The organism is Bacillus sp. PDNC022 (genome assembly GCF_016919285.1).
Lineage (GTDB): Bacteria > Bacillota > Bacilli > Bacillales > Bacillaceae > Bacillus > Bacillus safensis.
Window position 1 is genome coordinate 714,160 of record NZ_CP070345.1, and the last position, 17,466, is coordinate 731,625.

Below are 17,466 nucleotides of genomic sequence, written 5' to 3' on the forward strand. Positions count from 1 at the left end.
CAAGCCATCTCCTCTCCAGAATGAGGAGGAACAAATGAAGACAAAGCTAGATTTTTTCAAAATGAAAGAACAAAACGAACCTATCGTGATGCTGACCGCATACGACTATCCAGCTGCAAAGCAAGCGGAAAAAGCGGAAGTCGACATGATTTTAGTTGGTGATTCACTTGGGATGGTTGTACTTGGACTAGATTCTACCGTTCAAGTCACGATGGATGACATGATCCATCACACAAAAGCAGTGAAAAGAGGCGCAAAAGACACATTTGTTGTGACTGATATGCCATTTATGTCTTACCATTATTCTTTAGAAGAAACAATGAAAAATGCAGCTCGCATCATGCAAGAAAGCGGTGCCGATGCCTTAAAGCTAGAAGGCGGAGATGGAGTGTTTGAATCCATTCAAGCTCTAACAAGAGGCGGAATTCCTGTCGTCAGTCATTTAGGCCTCACACCTCAATCAGTTGGTGTACTTGGCGGGTATAAAGTGCAAGGAAAAGACCACGAAAGTGCTCAAAAATTGATTGAAGACAGCTTGAAATGTGAGGAAGCTGGTGCAATCGCGCTTGTGCTGGAATGCGTACCTGGCGAACTGACAAAACGAATTACCGACATGCTGAAGATTCCTGTGATCGGAATTGGTGCAGGAGCTGAGGCAGACGGACAAGTTCTCGTTTACCATGATGTGGTAGGATACGGGGTGTCTAGAACACCTAAGTTTGTGAAACAATACGCGCAAATTGATACTGTTTTAGAAGAAGCGCTCATTCAATATACAAAAGAAGTAAAAGCACGCACATTTCCAGAGGACATGCATACGTTTCATATCAAAGAAGAAGTCCTTGATGGCTTATATGGGGGAATCAAAAAATGAACGTTGTCACCCATATTCACGAGCTAAAAGAATTGATCAAGCAGCATCAAGAAAAGCAGCATTCCATCGGCTTTGTTCCGACGATGGGCTTTCTTCATGAAGGACATCTGACTCTGGCGAAAGAGGCAAGAGGTCAAAATGACATTGTCGTGATGAGTATTTTTGTCAATCCTTTGCAATTTGGACCAAATGAAGACTTTGAATCCTATCCAAGGGATATGGAAAGAGACAAGCGTCTTGCAGAAGGAGCAGGGGTGGATATTTTATTTACACCTGATGTGAAGGAAATGTATCAAAATGAACCATCTATTACGATGACGGTTCAAAAGCGGACGGATGTCTTATGCGGAAAAAAACGTCCTGGACATTTTGACGGTGTTGTCACTGTGCTCACAAAGCTGTTTCATCTTGTGTCACCAACAAATGTCTACTTTGGACTAAAGGATGCACAGCAAGTCGCTGTGATCGATGCGATGATCAAGGATTTCTTCTTTGATCTTCACCTTGTATCTGTACCGACAGTCAGAGAAGAAGACGGTTTAGCGAAAAGCTCAAGGAATGTGTACTTGTCAGAAAAAGAAAGACAAGAAGCACCTGCTTTATACCGCGCATTAAAAAAAGGCCGGTCAGCTGTTGAAAAAGGTGAACGTGATGTCAGTCGTGTGTATCAGCTGATTGAAGAGGAACTTGTGCACACGGGCGGAGAAATTGATTATATTGAGATCTATTCTTATCCAGAACTTGAGCCGCTTCAGCAGTTAGCAGGTCAAGTCATTATGGCGATTGCGGTGAAATTCTCACGGGCAAGACTAATTGATAATGTGATTTTCCATGTTCCTGAAAGCGGTGAAAAACATGTATAGAACCTTTATGACATCTAAGCTTCATAAAGCGACGGTAACAGAAGCAAACTTACATTATGTAGGAAGTATTACAATTGATGAAGATTTACTTGATGCGGCAGGTATGATGGCAAATGAGAAAGTACAAATTGTCAATAATCATAATGGCGCGAGACTTGAAACATATATTATTCCCGGCGAAAGAAAGAGCGGTGTCATTTGTCTAAATGGTGCGGCAGCGAGACTCGTTCAGCCAGGGGATGAAGTCATTATTATCGCTTATGGGATGCTGTCAGAAGAAGAAGCAAAGACACATACACCAAAAGTGGTCGTGTTAAATAAACAAAATCAAATTGAACAAATGATTGGGCAAGAGCCTGCGAGAACGATTTTATAACGCAAGCTCCATGGAAACAGAACAGTTTTATGAAAAGAAGCTGTTCTGTTTCATCTATTTTGTCCAGAGCGTGTTTCACTTCAGGGTGAAACGAGGAATTGAGGTGTCCATTTTATGACCGATCAAAGGTTTGTTGTCGTTGATATTGAAACCACCGGAAATTCACCTAAAAAGGGTGATAAAATCATTCAAATAGCTGCGGTGGTCATTGAAAATGGACAAATTGTCGAACGGTATTCAAAATATGTGAACCCGGGAAAAGCAATCCCTGGATTTATTGAACAGCTGACAGGCATTCAGCAGCATATGGTTGATGATGCGGTGTTTTTTGAGGATATTGCCCAAGAGGTGTATGATCTCATACAGGGTGCTTATTTTGTTGCGCACAATGTTCATTTTGACTTGAATTTTTTAAATGATGAACTAAAAGCATGCGGGAAAAATGAGCTGGATGTGCTAGCAATTGATACAGTTGAGATTTCTAGAATTCTTTATCCTGAGCTTGAAGGTTATAAGCTCACTGAATTAAGTGAAGAGCTCATGCTTCCACATGACCACCCGCACAGGGCGGATAGTGATGCGGAAGTTACTGCCATGTTATTTTTAACATTATTGCATCAATTAAAACATACACCGCCAAATGTGCTGAAACAGCTGCGCAGATTATCCTCTTATCTCTTAAGTGATATAGGACTTTTAATTAAGCAGCTTGAAACGAGCCATGCAAGCCGGGAAGATTCTTTGGTGGAAGTCGGCTCTTTTTCTGTAAAAGATGTCACCAATCCTATCACTGAGACGACACATACAGTAGGTGAAGATGATGAACAGCTGTTTGAAGAAATCAAAAAAAAGCTCCCGCAAACGATAGAAGGCTATGAAGTAAGAGAAGGCCAGCTCACGATGATGAATAAAGTGAGAGACGTGTTTCATGAAAGAGCCTATGCATTAATTGAAGCGGCACCGGGCATTGGGAAGACGCTGGCTTATCTCATCCCAGCTGCTCTAGAAGCGAAGAAATCAGGAAAACCTGTCATTATAAGTACATATTCCATTCTTTTGCAGCAGCAAATGCTTCAGCGCGATGTGCCGATGTTGAATCAACTGCTCCCGTTTGAGCCGGCTGCCTGTGTATTTAAAGGACGGGCGCATTATATTTGTTTAGATAAGTTTGAGCATGTGCTTCATGAGGAAGATGATAACTATGATGTCGTCTTAACGAAAGCGCAAATTTTAATGTGGCTCCTTGTAACAGAAACAGGTGATTTATCTGAACTGAATTTACCGTCAGGAGCTGCCAATATAAAAGACCGCATTTCCTGTGTGCATATGCCGTTTACATCGAAAAAGCGCCGCTTTAAAGAGTATTGCTTTTATGAGCGCGCGAAAAGAAGGGCAAAAACAGCTGATTTAATTTTAACGAATCATCGTCTGCTCTTATCACAATCGGAGGCATCGTCTATCTTTCAGCATGCTGACGTATATGTGATAGATGAAGCCCATCAATTCGAGAAAACAGCCAATGAAACACTAGGGGATAGTGCATCTTATATTCAGCTTCATGCGAAATTAACGCAGCTTGGCTCCTTACAAGGCGGACTGTTAAAGAAACTGAAAAAGAGATTTCATCATGCAGGGTTACAGACGGACACCTTTATCGAAATGGATGAGTATCTCAATCAGCTTCAAATGGAAAGTGACGCTTTCTTTAGCACCGTCCATTCATTTGTGAAAAGGACAAAACCAAAAGCCGACATCAATCGTCTCATTCATAGAGTACGTCATCATTCAAAGCATGCTCAGTGGAAACGGATTAAAGAAACGGCAAGTAAGCTTTGTTCCTTGTTAATTGCTTGTGAAAAGCTGTATGAACAACAAAAAAATGAGCTTCTTCAAAAAAGTGATCAGCTGACAGAACACTTTGCCTTTGAAGCAGAGGAATACGACCAAGTCATGTCGTTTATGCATACTTTTTGCAGTACGCTTTACCGGTTTATCTTTGAACCGAAAAACGATGAAACGGTTTGGATTGAAATTGATGCAAAAGGTGCGAAAAACGCAGTCTTTATGCATGCACAGCCGTTAGATACTGGGGAACTTTTGGCTGATCGCTTCTTTATGAATAAAAAGAGTGTTGTCCTCACATCGGGGACACTCACCATCAATCACCGCTTTGATTATTGCTTGGAACGGTTTGGCCTGCAAGATTTTTACCCTCATCTTGTGCAAATTGATTCACCTTTTGAACTTGAAAAACAGCTTAAGGTCATTGTTCCAGCAGACATGCCGCCGATTACGAACCGTGATGAACGAGATTATGTGAAACAAGCCGCACGATATATTAAGATCATGGAAAAGCAGCAGCATGCAAAAATATTGGTTTTGTTTAATTCACATGAGATGTTAAAAGCAGTCTATGAAGAGCTAAAAACAGAAGGGATGCAGTCCGCCCTTTTTGCTCAAGGTTTGACAGGCGGAAGCCCTGTAAAATTAACGAAAATGTTCAAATTAGCAAAACAAGCCATTTTACTTGGTACGGGTAGTTTTTGGGAAGGTGTTGATTTTCCAGGCTCAGAGCTGACAACGGTCATCATGGCACGTCTTCCGTTCCGGCCGCCTGATTCACCGCTCATTGAAGCAAAATGTGATGCAGCTAAAAAACAAGGAAAAAACCCGTTTAAAGCCGTCGCTTTACCAGAAGCTGTGCTAACCTTTAAGCAAGGAGCTGGACGCTTATTGCGCTCAGAAAAAGACATAGGCACATTGCTGATTTTAGACCGCCGAGTGAAAACCGCTTCATATGGAAAACTATTTTTAGAATCACTCCCTCATGCACCAGTTCACGAGATGTCAAAAGAGTCACTTGAAGCGTATATAGAAGACATTAACAACGAAAAGCCGCTGTCATAAGCGGCCTTTAGCTGGTGTGGGTTTGGAGTTAATTTATCGTAACGGCTTTTTGTGTTCCGTTGTAAAAATAGTATCGGTTCCCGTCCAGAAAAGTATGACTAACAATATTTACGTACCGAGGAGGAATTAGAAGTGGAAAGTAAAATAGAGGTACTTTCAACTGTTCAAATTAAGCATTCAGAAGACCTATACAAAATCGTTGACTTATTGAACAGAACGCTTAAAAGAGAAGATCTCATGTTTGGATTAGCATTAGATCAAGAAGACCAAAATCAAGCGGTATTTACGATATATCGCACATAGGGGAAGCTTGACATGAAAAAAATAGTCTGGATTATTTCATCTGTAGTGGCTCTCGTTCTGCTTATTGGCATCATCAGCTTTACGTGGATTTATCAAATTGCCATGGGACAAAGAGAACAAGGGCATGACGCAGCGATCGAACGAGCAAAAAAACAAGCAAACATCGTACAAGTGGAGCAAGTGGAAACCTTTGTCGGGAAAGAAAAACAATTTATTGTTGAAGGGAAAAACAAACAGAATGAAACGATCTACGTTTGGGTTCCTGCCAGCAAAAAGGAAAAAGTGATCGCAAAAAAAGCAAAAGAAGGCATTACCTCGAATCAAGCAGTACAAGCCGTTCAAAAGGAGAACACGGTCTCTAAGCTAAAAGAAGTCAAATTAGCGAGAGAAGGTGACGTACTCCTTTGGGAAGTGACGTACTTAAATGAGAACAATCAATATAGCTTCAGCTATGTCGACTTCTCGACAGGACACGTGGAAAAAAATTTAACACCGTAGTTTCTCCTGTCTTGCGTTGACCATGCTGATTTAGAACGGTTATAATAAAATGTATGAATTAAAGATTCACACCTGCCAAATAGGTGAGTTTCTTTCTGGCTTTGGAGGGAATTATGTTGAAAACAACGATTAATCAAGTGTTTAAACACGTCGATCAAGAAGTAACCATCGGCGCATGGATTGCCAATAAACGTTCAAGCGGAAAAATTGCATTTTTGCAGCTGCGTGACGGGACAGGCTTTATTCAAGGAGTCGTAGTAAAAGCAGAAGTGGAAGAGGAAGTCTTTAAGCTTGCGAAATCAGTTACACAAGAAACATCTGTCTATGTGACAGGTCAAGTGACAAAAGACGAGCGTTCACCATTAGGTTTTGAATTGCAAGTGAAATCCATTGAAGTGATTCATGAAGCGACAGATTATCCAATTACACCTAAAGAGCATGGAACAGAATTCTTAATGGATCACCGTCATTTGTGGCTTCGTTCTAAAAAACAGCATGCCATTATGAAAATCCGTAACGAAATTATTCGTGCTACATATGAATACTTCCATCAAGAAGGTTTCGTAAAAGTAGATCCGCCAATTCTAACTGGAAGTGCACCTGAAGGCACAACGGAACTGTTTGCTACGAAATATTTTGATGAAGATGCATACCTTTCTCAAAGTGGTCAGCTTTACATGGAAGCTGCGGCAATGGCACTCGGAAAAGTATTCTCATTTGGTCCAACATTTAGAGCTGAAAAATCTAAAACAAAACGTCATTTAATTGAGTTTTGGATGATTGAGCCTGAGATGGCTTTTGTCGAATTCAATGAAAACCTTGAGTATCAAGAAAATTATGTGTCTCATGTTGTTCAAAGTGTACTTGAAAACTGTAAAGTTGAGCTGCATACACTAGGCCGTGATACAGCGAAATTAGAAAACATCAAAGCACCATTCCCGCGCATCACTTACGATGAAGCGATTAAATTCTTGCAAGAAAAAGGCTTTGATGATATCGAATGGGGAGATGACTTCGGAGCGCCTCATGAAACTGCGATCGCCGAAAGCTATGATAAACCAGTGTTTATCACTCATTACCCAACATCATTAAAACCGTTTTATATGCAGCCAGCACCGGATCGTGAAGATGTTGTCCTTTGTGCAGACTTGATTGCACCAGAAGGCTACGGAGAAATTATTGGCGGTTCTGAGCGTGTACATGATTTAGAGCTTCTTGAAGCAAGATTGAAAGAACATGGGCTTGATCAGGAAACTTACAAATGGTATACAGAATTAAGACAATACGGTTCTGTACCGCATTCAGGTTTTGGTCTTGGACTTGAACGTACAGTTGCTTGGATTAGTGGAGCGCCGCATGTGCGTGAAACCATTCCTTTCCCAAGATTATTAAACCGTTTATACCCTTAAGACATGAAAGCCTCCAACAAATGGAGGCTTTTTCAAACGTCTTTTTAGAGGGGCACGTGAAATAAAACGTGATATACTTAAAATGAAGAGGTGTATCCGATGAATAGGCAGCAATTTATTAATATGCAGCAAATGGGGTCGACAAGTTTGCCCAATTTGCTGATTGCTCATTATGAGCAGTTAGGACTGAATGAATCACAGATGATGGTGATGCTTAAAATTAAAATGAATGAAGAACAAGGCGTTTTCTTCCAAACATTTGAAGAGCTTTCTCATGGTATGACCATTTCAGCGGAAGAGTGTGCGTATATGGTTCAGCATCTCATTCAAAAAGGATTTATCTCGATTCAGCCATTTGAAGACAGGTCTGGTATTCAGCATGACCGTTACTCAGTAGAACCTTTATGGGGCGTGCTGTATGACTTTTTAGAAGCAAAACAGGCGAAAGAAGCGCAAAAACATCATGTGCAGGCTGAAAAATCTTTATATGTTTTATTTGAAGATGAATTCGGCAGACCGCTGTCTCCTCTTGAAGGAGAAACACTTTCGATCTGGATGGATCAAGACCATCATGATGCTGAGATGATTCGTCTGGCACTAAGAGAAGCCGTTTTGTCGGGGAAATTAAATTTCCGTTATATTGATCGAATTTTATTTGAGTGGAAAAAGAAAGGGCTGAAAACGGCGGAAGAGGCAAAAGAGCATAGCCAGCATTTCCGTTCTCAGCAGAAAACGCCACCTTCAAAAGAAGAGACGTCCACTTACAAACGACAAGTTCCTTTTTATAATTGGCTGGAACAATAACCAATAAAGGAGAAGGCATGTTAACCAAAAAACAAATCAATGAGTGTTTAGATATTATAGGAGATATGTTTCCAGAGGCTGAGTGTGAGCTTGTTCATGACAATCCATTTGAGCTTGTGATTGCTGTTGCACTCTCTGCTCAGTGTACAGACGTGCTTGTCAACAAGGTCACCAAAACGCTATTTCAAAAATATAAATCACCAGAAGACTATTTAAGTGTACCGCTTGAAGAACTGCAGCAAGATATTCGCTCGATTGGTCTTTATCGGAATAAGGCAAAAAATATTCAAAAGTTGAGCAAAATGCTGATTGAAGATTATGGCGGTGAAGTACCAAAGGACCGGGATGAGCTTGTCAAGCTTCCTGGGGTTGGCCGGAAAACAGCAAATGTCGTCGTTTCGGTCGCTTTTGGGGTACCGGCAATAGCAGTAGATACACATGTAGAACGAGTCAGCAAGCGTCTAGGCATCTGCCGCTGGAAGGATTCTGTGCTTGAAGTAGAGCAAACCTTGATGAAAAAGGTGCCAAAAGAAGATTGGTCTGTGACGCATCACCGCCTGATCTTTTTTGGGAGATATCATTGTAAGGCGCAGCGGCCGCAGTGTGAATCGTGTCCGCTTCTTGATATGTGCAGAGAAGGGCAGAAGAGGCTGAAAAAAGGACTGGTGAAGCTGGCATGAGCGGAGCAGCTGTTTTCACCACATATGTTGAAAAGCTAAAAGAAAAAAAGGTAGAGATTAAAGGTGAGCGAGTAGATATACTGAGAGCCAATCCACTTGCATATGATCTATCTTCAGAACCTTTAACAGACGAGCTTCCATGGCAGAAAACAGAAGAATTTGTTCCTGTGATGTTTGAGCTGTGGAACGAATTAAAAGAAAAAATGCTTCCTCGTTTCCAAACAAGAAAATCCCGCTGTGAAGAAGATGATATGCTGCAAGGAATCGTCAGTATGATCGCGATGCTTTACTGGATCAAAGGGGAGAGTATCCAAACGTTTGAATGGGAACATATCAAGCAAGAGACATTTCCAGTTGCTCCAATTAATTGGACGGAACGTTTAGAGTTCATTTTGCTAAAACCAACTCAATATCACTGCTTTATTCAATTGGACGAGCTATACACGGAATTAAAAAAGCAATATGGAAAATATGAAGCACTTAAAAAAATCAGACAGCAGCGTTAAAAAAAAGCACTTGCCTTCTACGGCAAGTGCTTTTTCATTATTCATCTTCTTTTCGAGAAGGAGAATTTGATTGCGAATTGGAACTTTGAGAGTTGGCTTTCTCATCATCTTTCTTTTTATCTTTATTGTCTGTTTGTGAGTTGCCGCTGTTCCCATTTGTACTGTCTGAGCCATCACCAGAAGAACCATTATTTCCGTTTTCTGTATTTCCGCCTTGATCTTGATCTTTTTTATCATCAGGCTTTTGCTCGTCAGTGCCAGGGGGCTGATTTTTGTTATCGTCTGTTTGGTCTGTCTGCTCGTCGTCAGGCTTCTGTGGTTCTTCTTCTTCTTTATTCTCATCATCCGCTTTTTCTTCCTCATCTGCGTCATCCTTAATGGTGAGGAAGGTAGAAGCCGCTTTACTTGTGACATCATCTACAGTGGCTGTCACTTGGAATTTATATGTGGAGCCAGGCTTCACATCAGAGATGACTGCTTCTTTAGCAGAGCTGTTTTGAATATCTTTATAGCCGCCATTATCAACTGCTTGCTTGACATTAAATGTAGCATCAGCGTCGTCAGAATAGCCCCATGTCAGTGTGATGGATTTTTTCTCTTCATCATACACCGCTTTTAAATCAGAAGGCTTATCGGCTTCTTTTTTCTCGTATGTGTCAGAGACTTTTGTTGGTACCGTTCCTTTAACAAAGTATTCTGTTGTCTTCTTGTCACTTGGTGTATTCGGTCCGGCTAATTTTGCAGGGTCGGATCCTTTTTCAACCGTAGCTTCAACGACACTGTCTGGTTTTTCAAATGAGCCGCTTCCATCATCAATTTGAGAAATTAATCGCTGGAAGACAATTTTGGCAACACGCTGCTCGTTTTCATTCAGCCATACTTTGCCGTCTGCATCTTTTGAATTACCGATTCCAGTCCAAACGGCTGCTGTGTATTGCGGCGTATAACCGACAAACCACGAATCTTTTGCACCGCCAGAAGGGATATTGTGTGTCTTAATATCTTTTTCTATAAAGTTCGTTGTACCTGTTTTACCAGCTACTTGAACGTTCGGTACTTGTGCAAGTGTACCAGTTCCAGATTGGACAGCAGTTTTCAGCATATCTGTGATCATAAATGCTGTATAATCACTCATTGCTGCTTTTGAGTCCGGCGTAAGGTCAAGTTTTGTACCGTCATTAAATTCAACAGACGTGACAGCATGCGGTTCGTTATAGTATCCGTTATTACCGAATGCACTAAATGCTCCAGCCATCTTCAGGGAGGAGACACCATCGTCAAATCCACCGATTGAGTAGGACTCTGGAATGTCAGAAGGTAAGTCCATACCTAAGTTATTAGCGAATTGAACGGCATTGTCCATGCCAGCTTCTTGGAAAGCTTTTAGGGCAGGAATGTTACGTGATTGTGCCAAAGCACTTCTCATCGACATTTTCCCTAAGTGTCTTCTGTCAAAGTTATTAATCGGCGTACCGTTTGAGTACGTATATGGTGCATCATTAATTTGCTGATATGTTGACCATTTTTTGTTTTCAATGACTGGGCCGTAATCTAAGATCGGTTTGATTGTGGACCCTGGCTGGCGTTTTGCATCCGTCGCATAGTTAAAGCCGCCGGCTGGTACATCACGTCCACCGCCAATGGCGCGAATTTCACCATTTTTCGTATCAAGCAGGGTCACACCCGCCTGCATCCCTTTCGTAAATCCAACTGAATCTCCATTGATGATATCATTTAGATGATCCTGTGCATTTCGATCAAGGGAAGTATAGATTTTCAATCCATCAGTTGACGCATCAACTTTGGCTTTTTTCTGTACTTCTTCCATTACTTCTTCAATGTAAGCAGAGTACTTACTTGAGTTTTGGCTCTTATATTTACTAGCTGAGACAACTGTCTTATTGACAGGGGTTGCTTTTGCAACGTCATAGTCTTTTTCTGAAATGTAGCCTTGTTTTTTCATAAGGCTTAAAACGATATTACGGCGTTTTTCCGCTGCCTCGGGATGTTTCACTGGGTTATAGGCAGAAGGACTCTGCGGCATCCCTGCAAGTGTGGCAGCCTGTGCAACAGTTAATTTATTTAAATCTGTCACTCCGAAAAATTGTTCAGCTGCTTTCCCAACACCATAAGCATAAGGAGAGAAGAAAATACGGTTTAAATACATTTCTAAAATTTCATCTTTAGAGTATTTTTGCTCAAGCTGAATCGAGAGCCATACTTCCTGTACTTTCCGTTTTAACGTCTTTTGATTGCTCAGGAGGGAGTTTTTCACAACCTGCTGCGTAATTGTACTTCCGCCTTCAGCCCCAAAGCCGTCCTCAACGTTTGCGACAAGGGCACCGCCAATACGGATTGGATCAATCCCGTGGTGCTTATAAAAACGTGCATCTTCAGTCGCAATAAACGCGTCTTTTACCACATCGGGTATATCTTTTATCGAGACATACGTTCTTTTTTCTGCACCAACTTCTGCAAACACTTTCTTGTCTTTATCATAAAGTTTTGAAGAGTATGGTGTTTTAAGCTTACTATCATCAATAGAAGGAGCGCTTGATGCAAAAACGGCAAAAGTTGTGATTCCGGCAACTAAACAAAGTAGACCGATCACGAGTAAAGATAAAAATATTTTTTTAAATAGACCTGCTTTCTTTTTGCCTTTTTTGTTCTTTTGCTTCTTATTGTTTTCTTGACTTGCTTTACGTCGCTGTTCACGACTTGTAAATTGATCAGACATCACATCTCAACCTTTCGTGTTAAACCTTTTTCGAACGTAATTGCTGCTTGCTTTCATCCGAAAAATGAAGTGTCTCCACTACTTTAATATAATCAATTCTTGGCGAATATCCAAGTGTCATTATGTGACCTGCTTCCATTAATTCGTCTTTGCTAATGGATTTACGGCCGTTTTGCTGCTGCCGCTCCCAGAAGAAAAAGAGATCTGAAGCGGGCAAATAATAAACGGAGCCAAAAGCGGATATAATAACGAAACAAATACCGCCTTGCTTTTCAACCTGTTTCATATGCTCAATTTGATGGTCGTGGAAATTTTTGAGCGGAAACGAGGTAGTGCTTTTGGTTTCCTTTGCTTCAAAATCGATATAGCGACCTTTGTACACCCCGTTATAGTCCGTTGTGGATGATTGTTTAAAATAGGCTTCTTTAATGACAGCAGCACTTCTTTTTGGATAATCCACATTCACAATTTGAACTGGGGTAGGCTTTTTATGAATGACTGCGATCCCGTTGACCAAATAGTATTGGTTCGTTTCATTTAAATCAGCCTCAAGCGTCATCCCGCGGTTACTATAAGAGGATTCGCCGCTGATTCTTTTTTTTGTCCCAATTTGTTGAATGGGCTGATACGATTTTCCGTTTGGATACCGAATCATCAAGTTTCAGCCTCCTTTTAATGCATTTTGTATTGGAGAGATCACCATGTTGTCCCAAGAAGAGCACATCATCACTCAGCAAATTTTGCGTGAAACAAAAGCGAAAAATAAAGACAACCTCACGAGGACAAATGCTTACAAGCGCTTTTATGACCGGCATCCAGAGATGAAATGGTCGCTGCTCGCTTCCTTTGTCTCGAGAAATGCTGGGTGGTCCATGACAGATTTAAAGGGCGAGCTCTTCCATCCAGGTTTAACGGATCAGCAGGGGCACCTTTTTTTCACAGCATATGAAAGAGCGAATTGGCTGATCTTTTCAGATGCTTACCCGCAGCTTCTTTTGTATGAATGGTCTAAAAGGTGCAATAAACCTTTGTTTCATCTGCTGCCTTATTTCTCTGTGTCTCGTTTTATGAGTGCTGAGTGGGAACGTTTCTGGCTAAAGCGTGACAGAGAGCGTCTGCTTTATGCACTCATCATAAATGAACAATATACTATACAATCTCCTATTATACAAAATCCTCTTCTGAAAAAGAATGTTTTTCACTCGATTCAATATCTTTTCAGCGAGTGGGGACATTTCCAAACCGTTGTTTTTCCAACGGTGGACGGACATTTGTACGGATTAACCATACGGAAGTTTTCCAATGTAAAGGAGCGAATTACATTAGGAAAAAAACTAGCGAAACTATTATTTCGAGCCGATTTGTTTTCGGATTTTTATCATTTTTTGCATACCGTTCCGCATACTGGGTCTCGGTTTGATTTTGAGCCTTTTTTAGGGATCGCTAGAAGGTCAACACCTTTTCTTCGAACGGTTTATCCGGTGATGACACATTCATTAGACGATCAAAGGGAAGATTGGTTTCAAAAGAAATTGAGTCCATCTTTATTTGAGGCAGAGCCGCTGCCAAAACAAATTGAGCTGACCGACTGGTATTTTCATAAAAAAAGACAGCTTCGTTTTCTTTTCTCATTAGAGCACTATTTTTTGCATAAATAAAAAGCAGGGGGTGCCTGCTTTTTTTACGTTGATGGACGATTAGGACCGCCGAGCTTTTTATCAAGCTGATCTGTACTGTTTTCTTTCCCTTTTGGCTTTTGCTCTTTTGGTGCTGGCTGCTTTTTCATGAAATCTACCTCCTTTTGTCCTTAGAATTTACACAATCGGACGCAATCATACAAAGAAGGACAAGCATCTGTCGAAAAGGAAGAAATAGCGCTCATCTACACTTAGATTGGCGATTTGCTTCTAGTTTTGTCATGTGTGAAGGAGGGGGAGAAAGAAAAGAGAATGTAACGAGAGACGATAAAGGAGGAATCTGATGATGAGCGAATTTGTATCAAAAGAATCCATTATGCAGTTGTTAGAGGAAATCGAGCGAAAAATTGATGCGGTGGAGGAAGAGCTGTCTCTTGCTGTGAAGCAGACAAAACGTGCAGCGATAGAAGAGCAAGAACAAATGATTGACAGGCTTGAATCAGAAGTAAAGGACTGTGAAGTGAAGCTTCATGCAGCCGAGTATAAACTGACGGCAAGACCGGCATATCACGCCGGATAGCTTTTCTATTTGAGCAATAGGTAAACGTTTGATAGGATGGTTCATAGAGGTGAACACTTTGGATAATCAAACATTGCTTGAACATACACAAGAGCTTAGAATATGGATCGAAGAAGCGTATGAGCAGTACCAAAAGGGAAAGGCTGAAGAGGAGTACCCATCTTATGATTTTTATACGGATATTCAGCCGGCCGTTATTACATTTGATCAGAAAATGGAAGAGTGGCTCACCGCTGCGATCTCGTTTATTGAGCAGGCCAAACCTAGATATTTACACCAAGAACAGCTTGAAGCTGTAAAAGAAAATGGTAAAGAGGTTGTCCTGCAATCTTATTTTGGTAAACAGCACGCACCCCGTGTGAAAAATTTAGTTGAGTCAGTGGTTTACACACTGAACCTTTTAATAGAAGAAATCAAAAAGCGCAGCTGAAGACATATGCTGCGTTTTTCTTATGGCTTCTTTAGGCACATCTTCTGTTCTTGGTCATAATATATGAGTGACATCAATATGTGTTGAGAGCGAGAGGAGCGAGATAGATGATCCCTTATTCAAACCAGCAGCCTTATGAATTCAATCAATTCAAGCAAAGGCCTTTTCCGTATTCAGAGATGCAGCAGCAGCCTCCGCAGCCTCCAGACTATTTCATGCCGCCATATCAAGGTGGAGGTGGAATGAACCAGGCACCATCTACTGTTTATCAGCCGCCTTATGGATACCAAGAAAACGTGCCGCCTTTACAGCCGCCCGAAGCGATGAATCCACCCCAAATGCAGCCGCCAGGCATGATGCCTATGCAGCCGCCGATGAATCCTTATCCTTTGCCAAGACCGCAAAAACAGCAGCCATCTCAATTTAAAAGTGTGCTGTCACAATTCAAAAAGACTAATGGGCAATACGATTTTAACAAAATGTTTGATACAGCTGGCCAAATGATGAGTACAATGAATCAAGTAGGCTCATTGGCGAAAGGATTTACAAGCATTTTTAAAGCATAGTTAAAACCCAATAGATCGATCTATTGGGTTGTTTGCTTTGGCGCAGACACATGAAGCGATTGATCTTTCCACAAACTCTTCATTTTCGTTTCATCTATTTTTGCCGGCATTAAAATGGTTTTGGTAAAGCTGGAATACGAAGAAGTCGTATCTGTTTTGATTTTTTCCTGCACTGATAAGTGTAAATATTGGGCTTTTACTTCTAGCGCAATGTCTCCTTCGACAAAATGGTCTGGAAATTGAATCTCGATATACACATTTTGTTCATCCTCAGTCACATCGGTCGTAATTGATGCAAGTGAGTGCGATGTGGTCATGAGTGCCTCCGCACTATTTAATATCTCGTGAAACGGGGAGGATGCAAAAAAGTGTTCAATCGCTTCATATAGCATATCTTCATTTGCCAGCATTTCATGTTTCTTTTCGCCTTCATGTTTCATCTGAATCACCTCTCATCTACAGCCTATGCAGAAAGGGCTCAGGCGGTTATCAATTGATGAGAGGAAAAAATTATGATTAAATAGTGTTAATGAAGCAAGGTGTATGGGTGCAAAGTTTCATACACTGAATAGATCTAGGAAGCAAAGCTTGAAGGGAGCAAATAGACATTGCTGAAAAAATTATTCGGTTTCGGAAAAAACCAAGATGATGTAAAGGAAGAAGTCATTTATTCTCCAGTTGATGGAGAGTTAATGGATATGACTGATGTACCAGATCCCGTCTTTTCTCAAAAGATGATGGGAGACGGCGTAGCAGTAAAACCAAAAAGTGGGACGATTGTGTCACCAGTAGAGGGTGAAATCATTCAGCTCTTCCATACAAAACATGCAATTGGCATTCGAACACTCTCGGGGCTTGAGCTTCTAATTCATATCGGACTTGAAACAGTTGGATTAAATGGTGAAGGATTTGAAGCACACATTAAAGAAGGGGATAAAGTGAAAATCGGTGATCCTCTTATTACGTGTGATTTAGAATTGATTGAAGAGAAAGCATCAAGTACAGTGACACCGATTGTGATTATGAATGGTGACCTGGTCGAACGACTTGATAAAGAACCAAAAGGCTCTGTTGAAAAGCAGACGTCCAAGCTCTTTACAGTGAAAATGAAGTAATCCATGAATAGAAAAAACTACCCATTGATAGGGTAGTTTTTTTATTGAGGTGAGGACATTAATCCTCCATTGGAACCCAGCCTTGACTCGCTTCCATGACAGACCACAATCCTTCTGGAATGAGATACTTGTCTTTTTGGCTGCGTTTAATGACGGTTTCAATCTCTTGTTCTCTGCCTTCTTTAATTTTCTTTGCCCAATCTGGGTCGACGATCAGCTCTCGTGCGACAGCGATGAGAGGAATCCCTTGATTGTAAGCATGGAGTGCATCTTCAGCTGTAATGACGCTGCCTACTCCAATAAGCGGAAGAGTATCGCCGCAGCGTTCTTTTAGCAGTTCCATACGTGTCTTATTAGAATCTGCGCCTCGTCTTGCTTTAGAGCCAATCTCCATTAAAGAGATATGCAAATAATCGAGGTTTTTTGTTTTGAGAACATCCACTAATGTAAACGTCTCTGTCATTGTTAAACCAGGTGTTTCTGGTTCTTCAGGAGATAACCGGTATCCAAAGATAAACGGTTTAGCCGCATGCTCTTTGATCGCCTCTTTGACTGCATCTACAACAGCAATAGGGAAAGCTAGACGTTTTTCTTCATTTCCTCCCCATTGATCTGTACGCTGATTGCTATGCGGTGAGTAAAATTGCTGTAATAAATAACCGTTCGCCCCGTGAATTTCCACGCCGTCAAACCCTGCTTGAACCGCTCGTCTTGCCGCTTCTTTAAAGGAGTCGATAATATGAGTAATTTCCTCTTCTTTTAAAGCGCGTGCAATTTGTTTTCCATCTTTAAACACATCACTTGGCGCAACCACATCACCGTTTGGAACTAAATGAGGGAGAGCCTGAGAGCCGCCGTGATGAATTTGAATGATGGCTTTTGTTCCTTTTGCCTGAATAGCTGAAGCCAATTTTTTCAGGCCAGGGATATCTTCATCTCTTGCGATAGAAGGCTGTCCTTCAAATGCTTTTCCATCTGGAGTCACGTTCGCACATGCTGTAATTACCATGCCCATTTCACTTGATCTAGCTGTAATGAAGTCAATTTCGTCTTTTGAAATGGTGCCATCGTCATGAGAACCAAAGTGTGTCATTGGAGCAACCACTAACCGGCCATCAATAGAGGCGCCTCCAGGAAACGTAAATGGTTCAAATAAAGGCTTAAATTCGTTTTTCAATCTG

General features: G+C 41.2%; 20 protein-coding genes. 15 read left to right on the forward strand and 5 right to left on the reverse strand.

The annotated features are described in order from the left end of the window. The first annotated feature begins 34 nt into the window (after nucleotides 1-34). The 10 genes from panB (at nucleotide 35) to JVX94_RS03895 (ending at nucleotide 9,220) form a co-directional block, all read left to right on the forward strand. A complete protein-coding gene (gene panB, locus JVX94_RS03850) occupies nucleotides 35-874 on the forward strand; it encodes a 3-methyl-2-oxobutanoate hydroxymethyltransferase (protein WP_024422781.1) in 840 nt (279 codons plus the stop codon). Further along, a complete protein-coding gene (gene panC / locus JVX94_RS03855; protein WP_144470950.1) occupies nucleotides 871-1,737 on the forward strand; it encodes a pantoate--beta-alanine ligase in 867 nt (288 codons plus the stop codon). Before panB ends, panC begins: the two co-directional genes overlap by 4 nt. Next, nucleotides 1,730-2,113 (forward strand): aspartate 1-decarboxylase, encoded by a 384-nt coding sequence (panD, locus tag JVX94_RS03860; RefSeq protein WP_024422780.1) that lies wholly within the window; start codon nucleotides 1,730-1,732, stop codon nucleotides 2,111-2,113. Before panC ends, panD begins: the two co-directional genes overlap by 8 nt. A gap of 114 nt (nucleotides 2,114-2,227) precedes the next feature. After that, the gene (dinG, locus tag JVX94_RS03865; protein ID WP_144484489.1) at nucleotides 2,228-5,020 is read left to right on the forward strand and encodes an ATP-dependent DNA helicase DinG; all 2,793 of its coding nucleotides are present in this window, start codon (nucleotides 2,228-2,230) and stop codon (nucleotides 5,018-5,020) included. Between the two features lie 132 nt (nucleotides 5,021-5,152). After that, nucleotides 5,153-5,323, forward strand: coding sequence for a YpmA family protein (locus tag JVX94_RS03870; RefSeq protein ID WP_065214698.1), 171 nt, complete (start codon nucleotides 5,153-5,155; stop codon nucleotides 5,321-5,323). A 12-nt stretch (nucleotides 5,324-5,335) separates the two neighbouring features. Further along, nucleotides 5,336-5,821 (forward strand): cell wall elongation/penicillin-binding protein regulator TseB, encoded by a 486-nt coding sequence (gene tseB, locus JVX94_RS03875; protein WP_095408858.1) that lies wholly within the window; start codon nucleotides 5,336-5,338, stop codon nucleotides 5,819-5,821. A gap of 116 nt (nucleotides 5,822-5,937) precedes the next feature. Further along, on the forward strand, nucleotides 5,938-7,230 hold the full coding sequence (gene asnS / locus JVX94_RS03880; protein WP_087975939.1) for an asparagine--tRNA ligase: 1,293 nt from the start codon (nucleotides 5,938-5,940) through the stop codon (nucleotides 7,228-7,230). A 99-nt stretch (nucleotides 7,231-7,329) separates the two neighbouring features. Next, a complete protein-coding gene (locus JVX94_RS03885; protein ID WP_095408857.1) occupies nucleotides 7,330-8,034 on the forward strand; it encodes a DnaD domain-containing protein in 705 nt (234 codons plus the stop codon). A 17-nt stretch (nucleotides 8,035-8,051) separates the two neighbouring features. Beyond that, entirely contained in the window at nucleotides 8,052-8,714 is a 663-nt protein-coding gene (gene nth / locus JVX94_RS03890; RefSeq protein ID WP_144484483.1) for an endonuclease III, read from the forward strand. Next, the gene (locus JVX94_RS03895) at nucleotides 8,711-9,220 is read left to right on the forward strand and encodes a YpoC family protein (protein WP_144470943.1); all 510 of its coding nucleotides are present in this window, start codon (nucleotides 8,711-8,713) and stop codon (nucleotides 9,218-9,220) included. The genes nth and JVX94_RS03895 overlap by 4 nt, the downstream gene beginning before the upstream one ends. A gap of 37 nt (nucleotides 9,221-9,257) precedes the next feature. Here the strand turns inward: JVX94_RS03895 and JVX94_RS03900 are convergent, their stop codons facing one another. Together JVX94_RS03900 and recU are read right to left on the reverse strand one after the other, a co-directional pair. Further along, nucleotides 9,258-11,957 carry a PBP1A family penicillin-binding protein gene (locus tag JVX94_RS03900; RefSeq protein WP_144484480.1) on the reverse strand — a complete coding sequence of 900 codons (2,700 nt, stop codon included), beginning with the start codon at nucleotides 11,955-11,957 and terminating at the stop codon, nucleotides 9,258-9,260. Between the two features lie 19 nt (nucleotides 11,958-11,976). Next, entirely contained in the window at nucleotides 11,977-12,612 is a 636-nt protein-coding gene (recU, locus tag JVX94_RS03905) for a Holliday junction resolvase RecU (protein WP_095408853.1), read from the reverse strand. Between the two features lie 46 nt (nucleotides 12,613-12,658). On the opposite strand from recU, the gene JVX94_RS03910 reads away from it, so the two are divergent. Next, nucleotides 12,659-13,615 carry a DUF2515 domain-containing protein gene (locus JVX94_RS03910; RefSeq protein ID WP_048239359.1) on the forward strand — a complete coding sequence of 319 codons (957 nt, stop codon included), beginning with the start codon at nucleotides 12,659-12,661 and terminating at the stop codon, nucleotides 13,613-13,615. 23 nt (nucleotides 13,616-13,638) lie between these two features. Here JVX94_RS03910 and sspM read toward each other — a convergent pair whose 3' ends face one another. Then, nucleotides 13,639-13,743, reverse strand: a complete 105-nt coding sequence (sspM, locus tag JVX94_RS03915) for an acid-soluble spore protein SspM (protein WP_012010346.1) — start codon at nucleotides 13,741-13,743, stop codon at nucleotides 13,639-13,641. A 197-nt stretch (nucleotides 13,744-13,940) separates the two neighbouring features. Between sspM and JVX94_RS03920 the strand changes: the two genes are divergently transcribed. From JVX94_RS03920 to JVX94_RS03930, 3 genes are all read left to right on the forward strand, one after another. Beyond that, a complete protein-coding gene (locus JVX94_RS03920) occupies nucleotides 13,941-14,174 on the forward strand; it encodes a DUF5446 family protein (protein ID WP_238409345.1) in 234 nt (77 codons plus the stop codon). A 49-nt stretch (nucleotides 14,175-14,223) separates the two neighbouring features. After that, nucleotides 14,224-14,604: a YppE family protein gene (locus JVX94_RS03925; RefSeq protein WP_240193796.1), complete on the forward strand. Its 381-nt coding sequence runs from the start codon at nucleotides 14,224-14,226 to the stop codon at nucleotides 14,602-14,604. 107 nt (nucleotides 14,605-14,711) lie between these two features. Next, nucleotides 14,712-15,170, forward strand: coding sequence for a YppG family protein (locus tag JVX94_RS03930; protein WP_238409343.1), 459 nt, complete (start codon nucleotides 14,712-14,714; stop codon nucleotides 15,168-15,170). A 20-nt stretch (nucleotides 15,171-15,190) separates the two neighbouring features. Here JVX94_RS03930 and JVX94_RS03935 read toward each other — a convergent pair whose 3' ends face one another. After that, nucleotides 15,191-15,610, reverse strand: coding sequence for an Hsp20/alpha crystallin family protein (locus tag JVX94_RS03935; protein ID WP_095408851.1), 420 nt, complete (start codon nucleotides 15,608-15,610; stop codon nucleotides 15,191-15,193). A gap of 168 nt (nucleotides 15,611-15,778) precedes the next feature. Between JVX94_RS03935 and JVX94_RS03940 the strand changes: the two genes are divergently transcribed. Beyond that, nucleotides 15,779-16,285: a PTS sugar transporter subunit IIA gene (locus JVX94_RS03940; RefSeq protein ID WP_095408850.1), complete on the forward strand. Its 507-nt coding sequence runs from the start codon at nucleotides 15,779-15,781 to the stop codon at nucleotides 16,283-16,285. Between the two features lie 58 nt (nucleotides 16,286-16,343). On the opposite strand, the gene JVX94_RS03945 is transcribed toward JVX94_RS03940, so the two are convergent. After that, complete coding sequence (locus tag JVX94_RS03945; RefSeq protein WP_224928710.1) at nucleotides 16,344-17,462, reverse strand: NADH-dependent flavin oxidoreductase; 1,119 nt, start codon at nucleotides 17,460-17,462, stop codon at nucleotides 16,344-16,346. Nucleotides 17,463-17,466 lie beyond the last annotated feature (4 nt).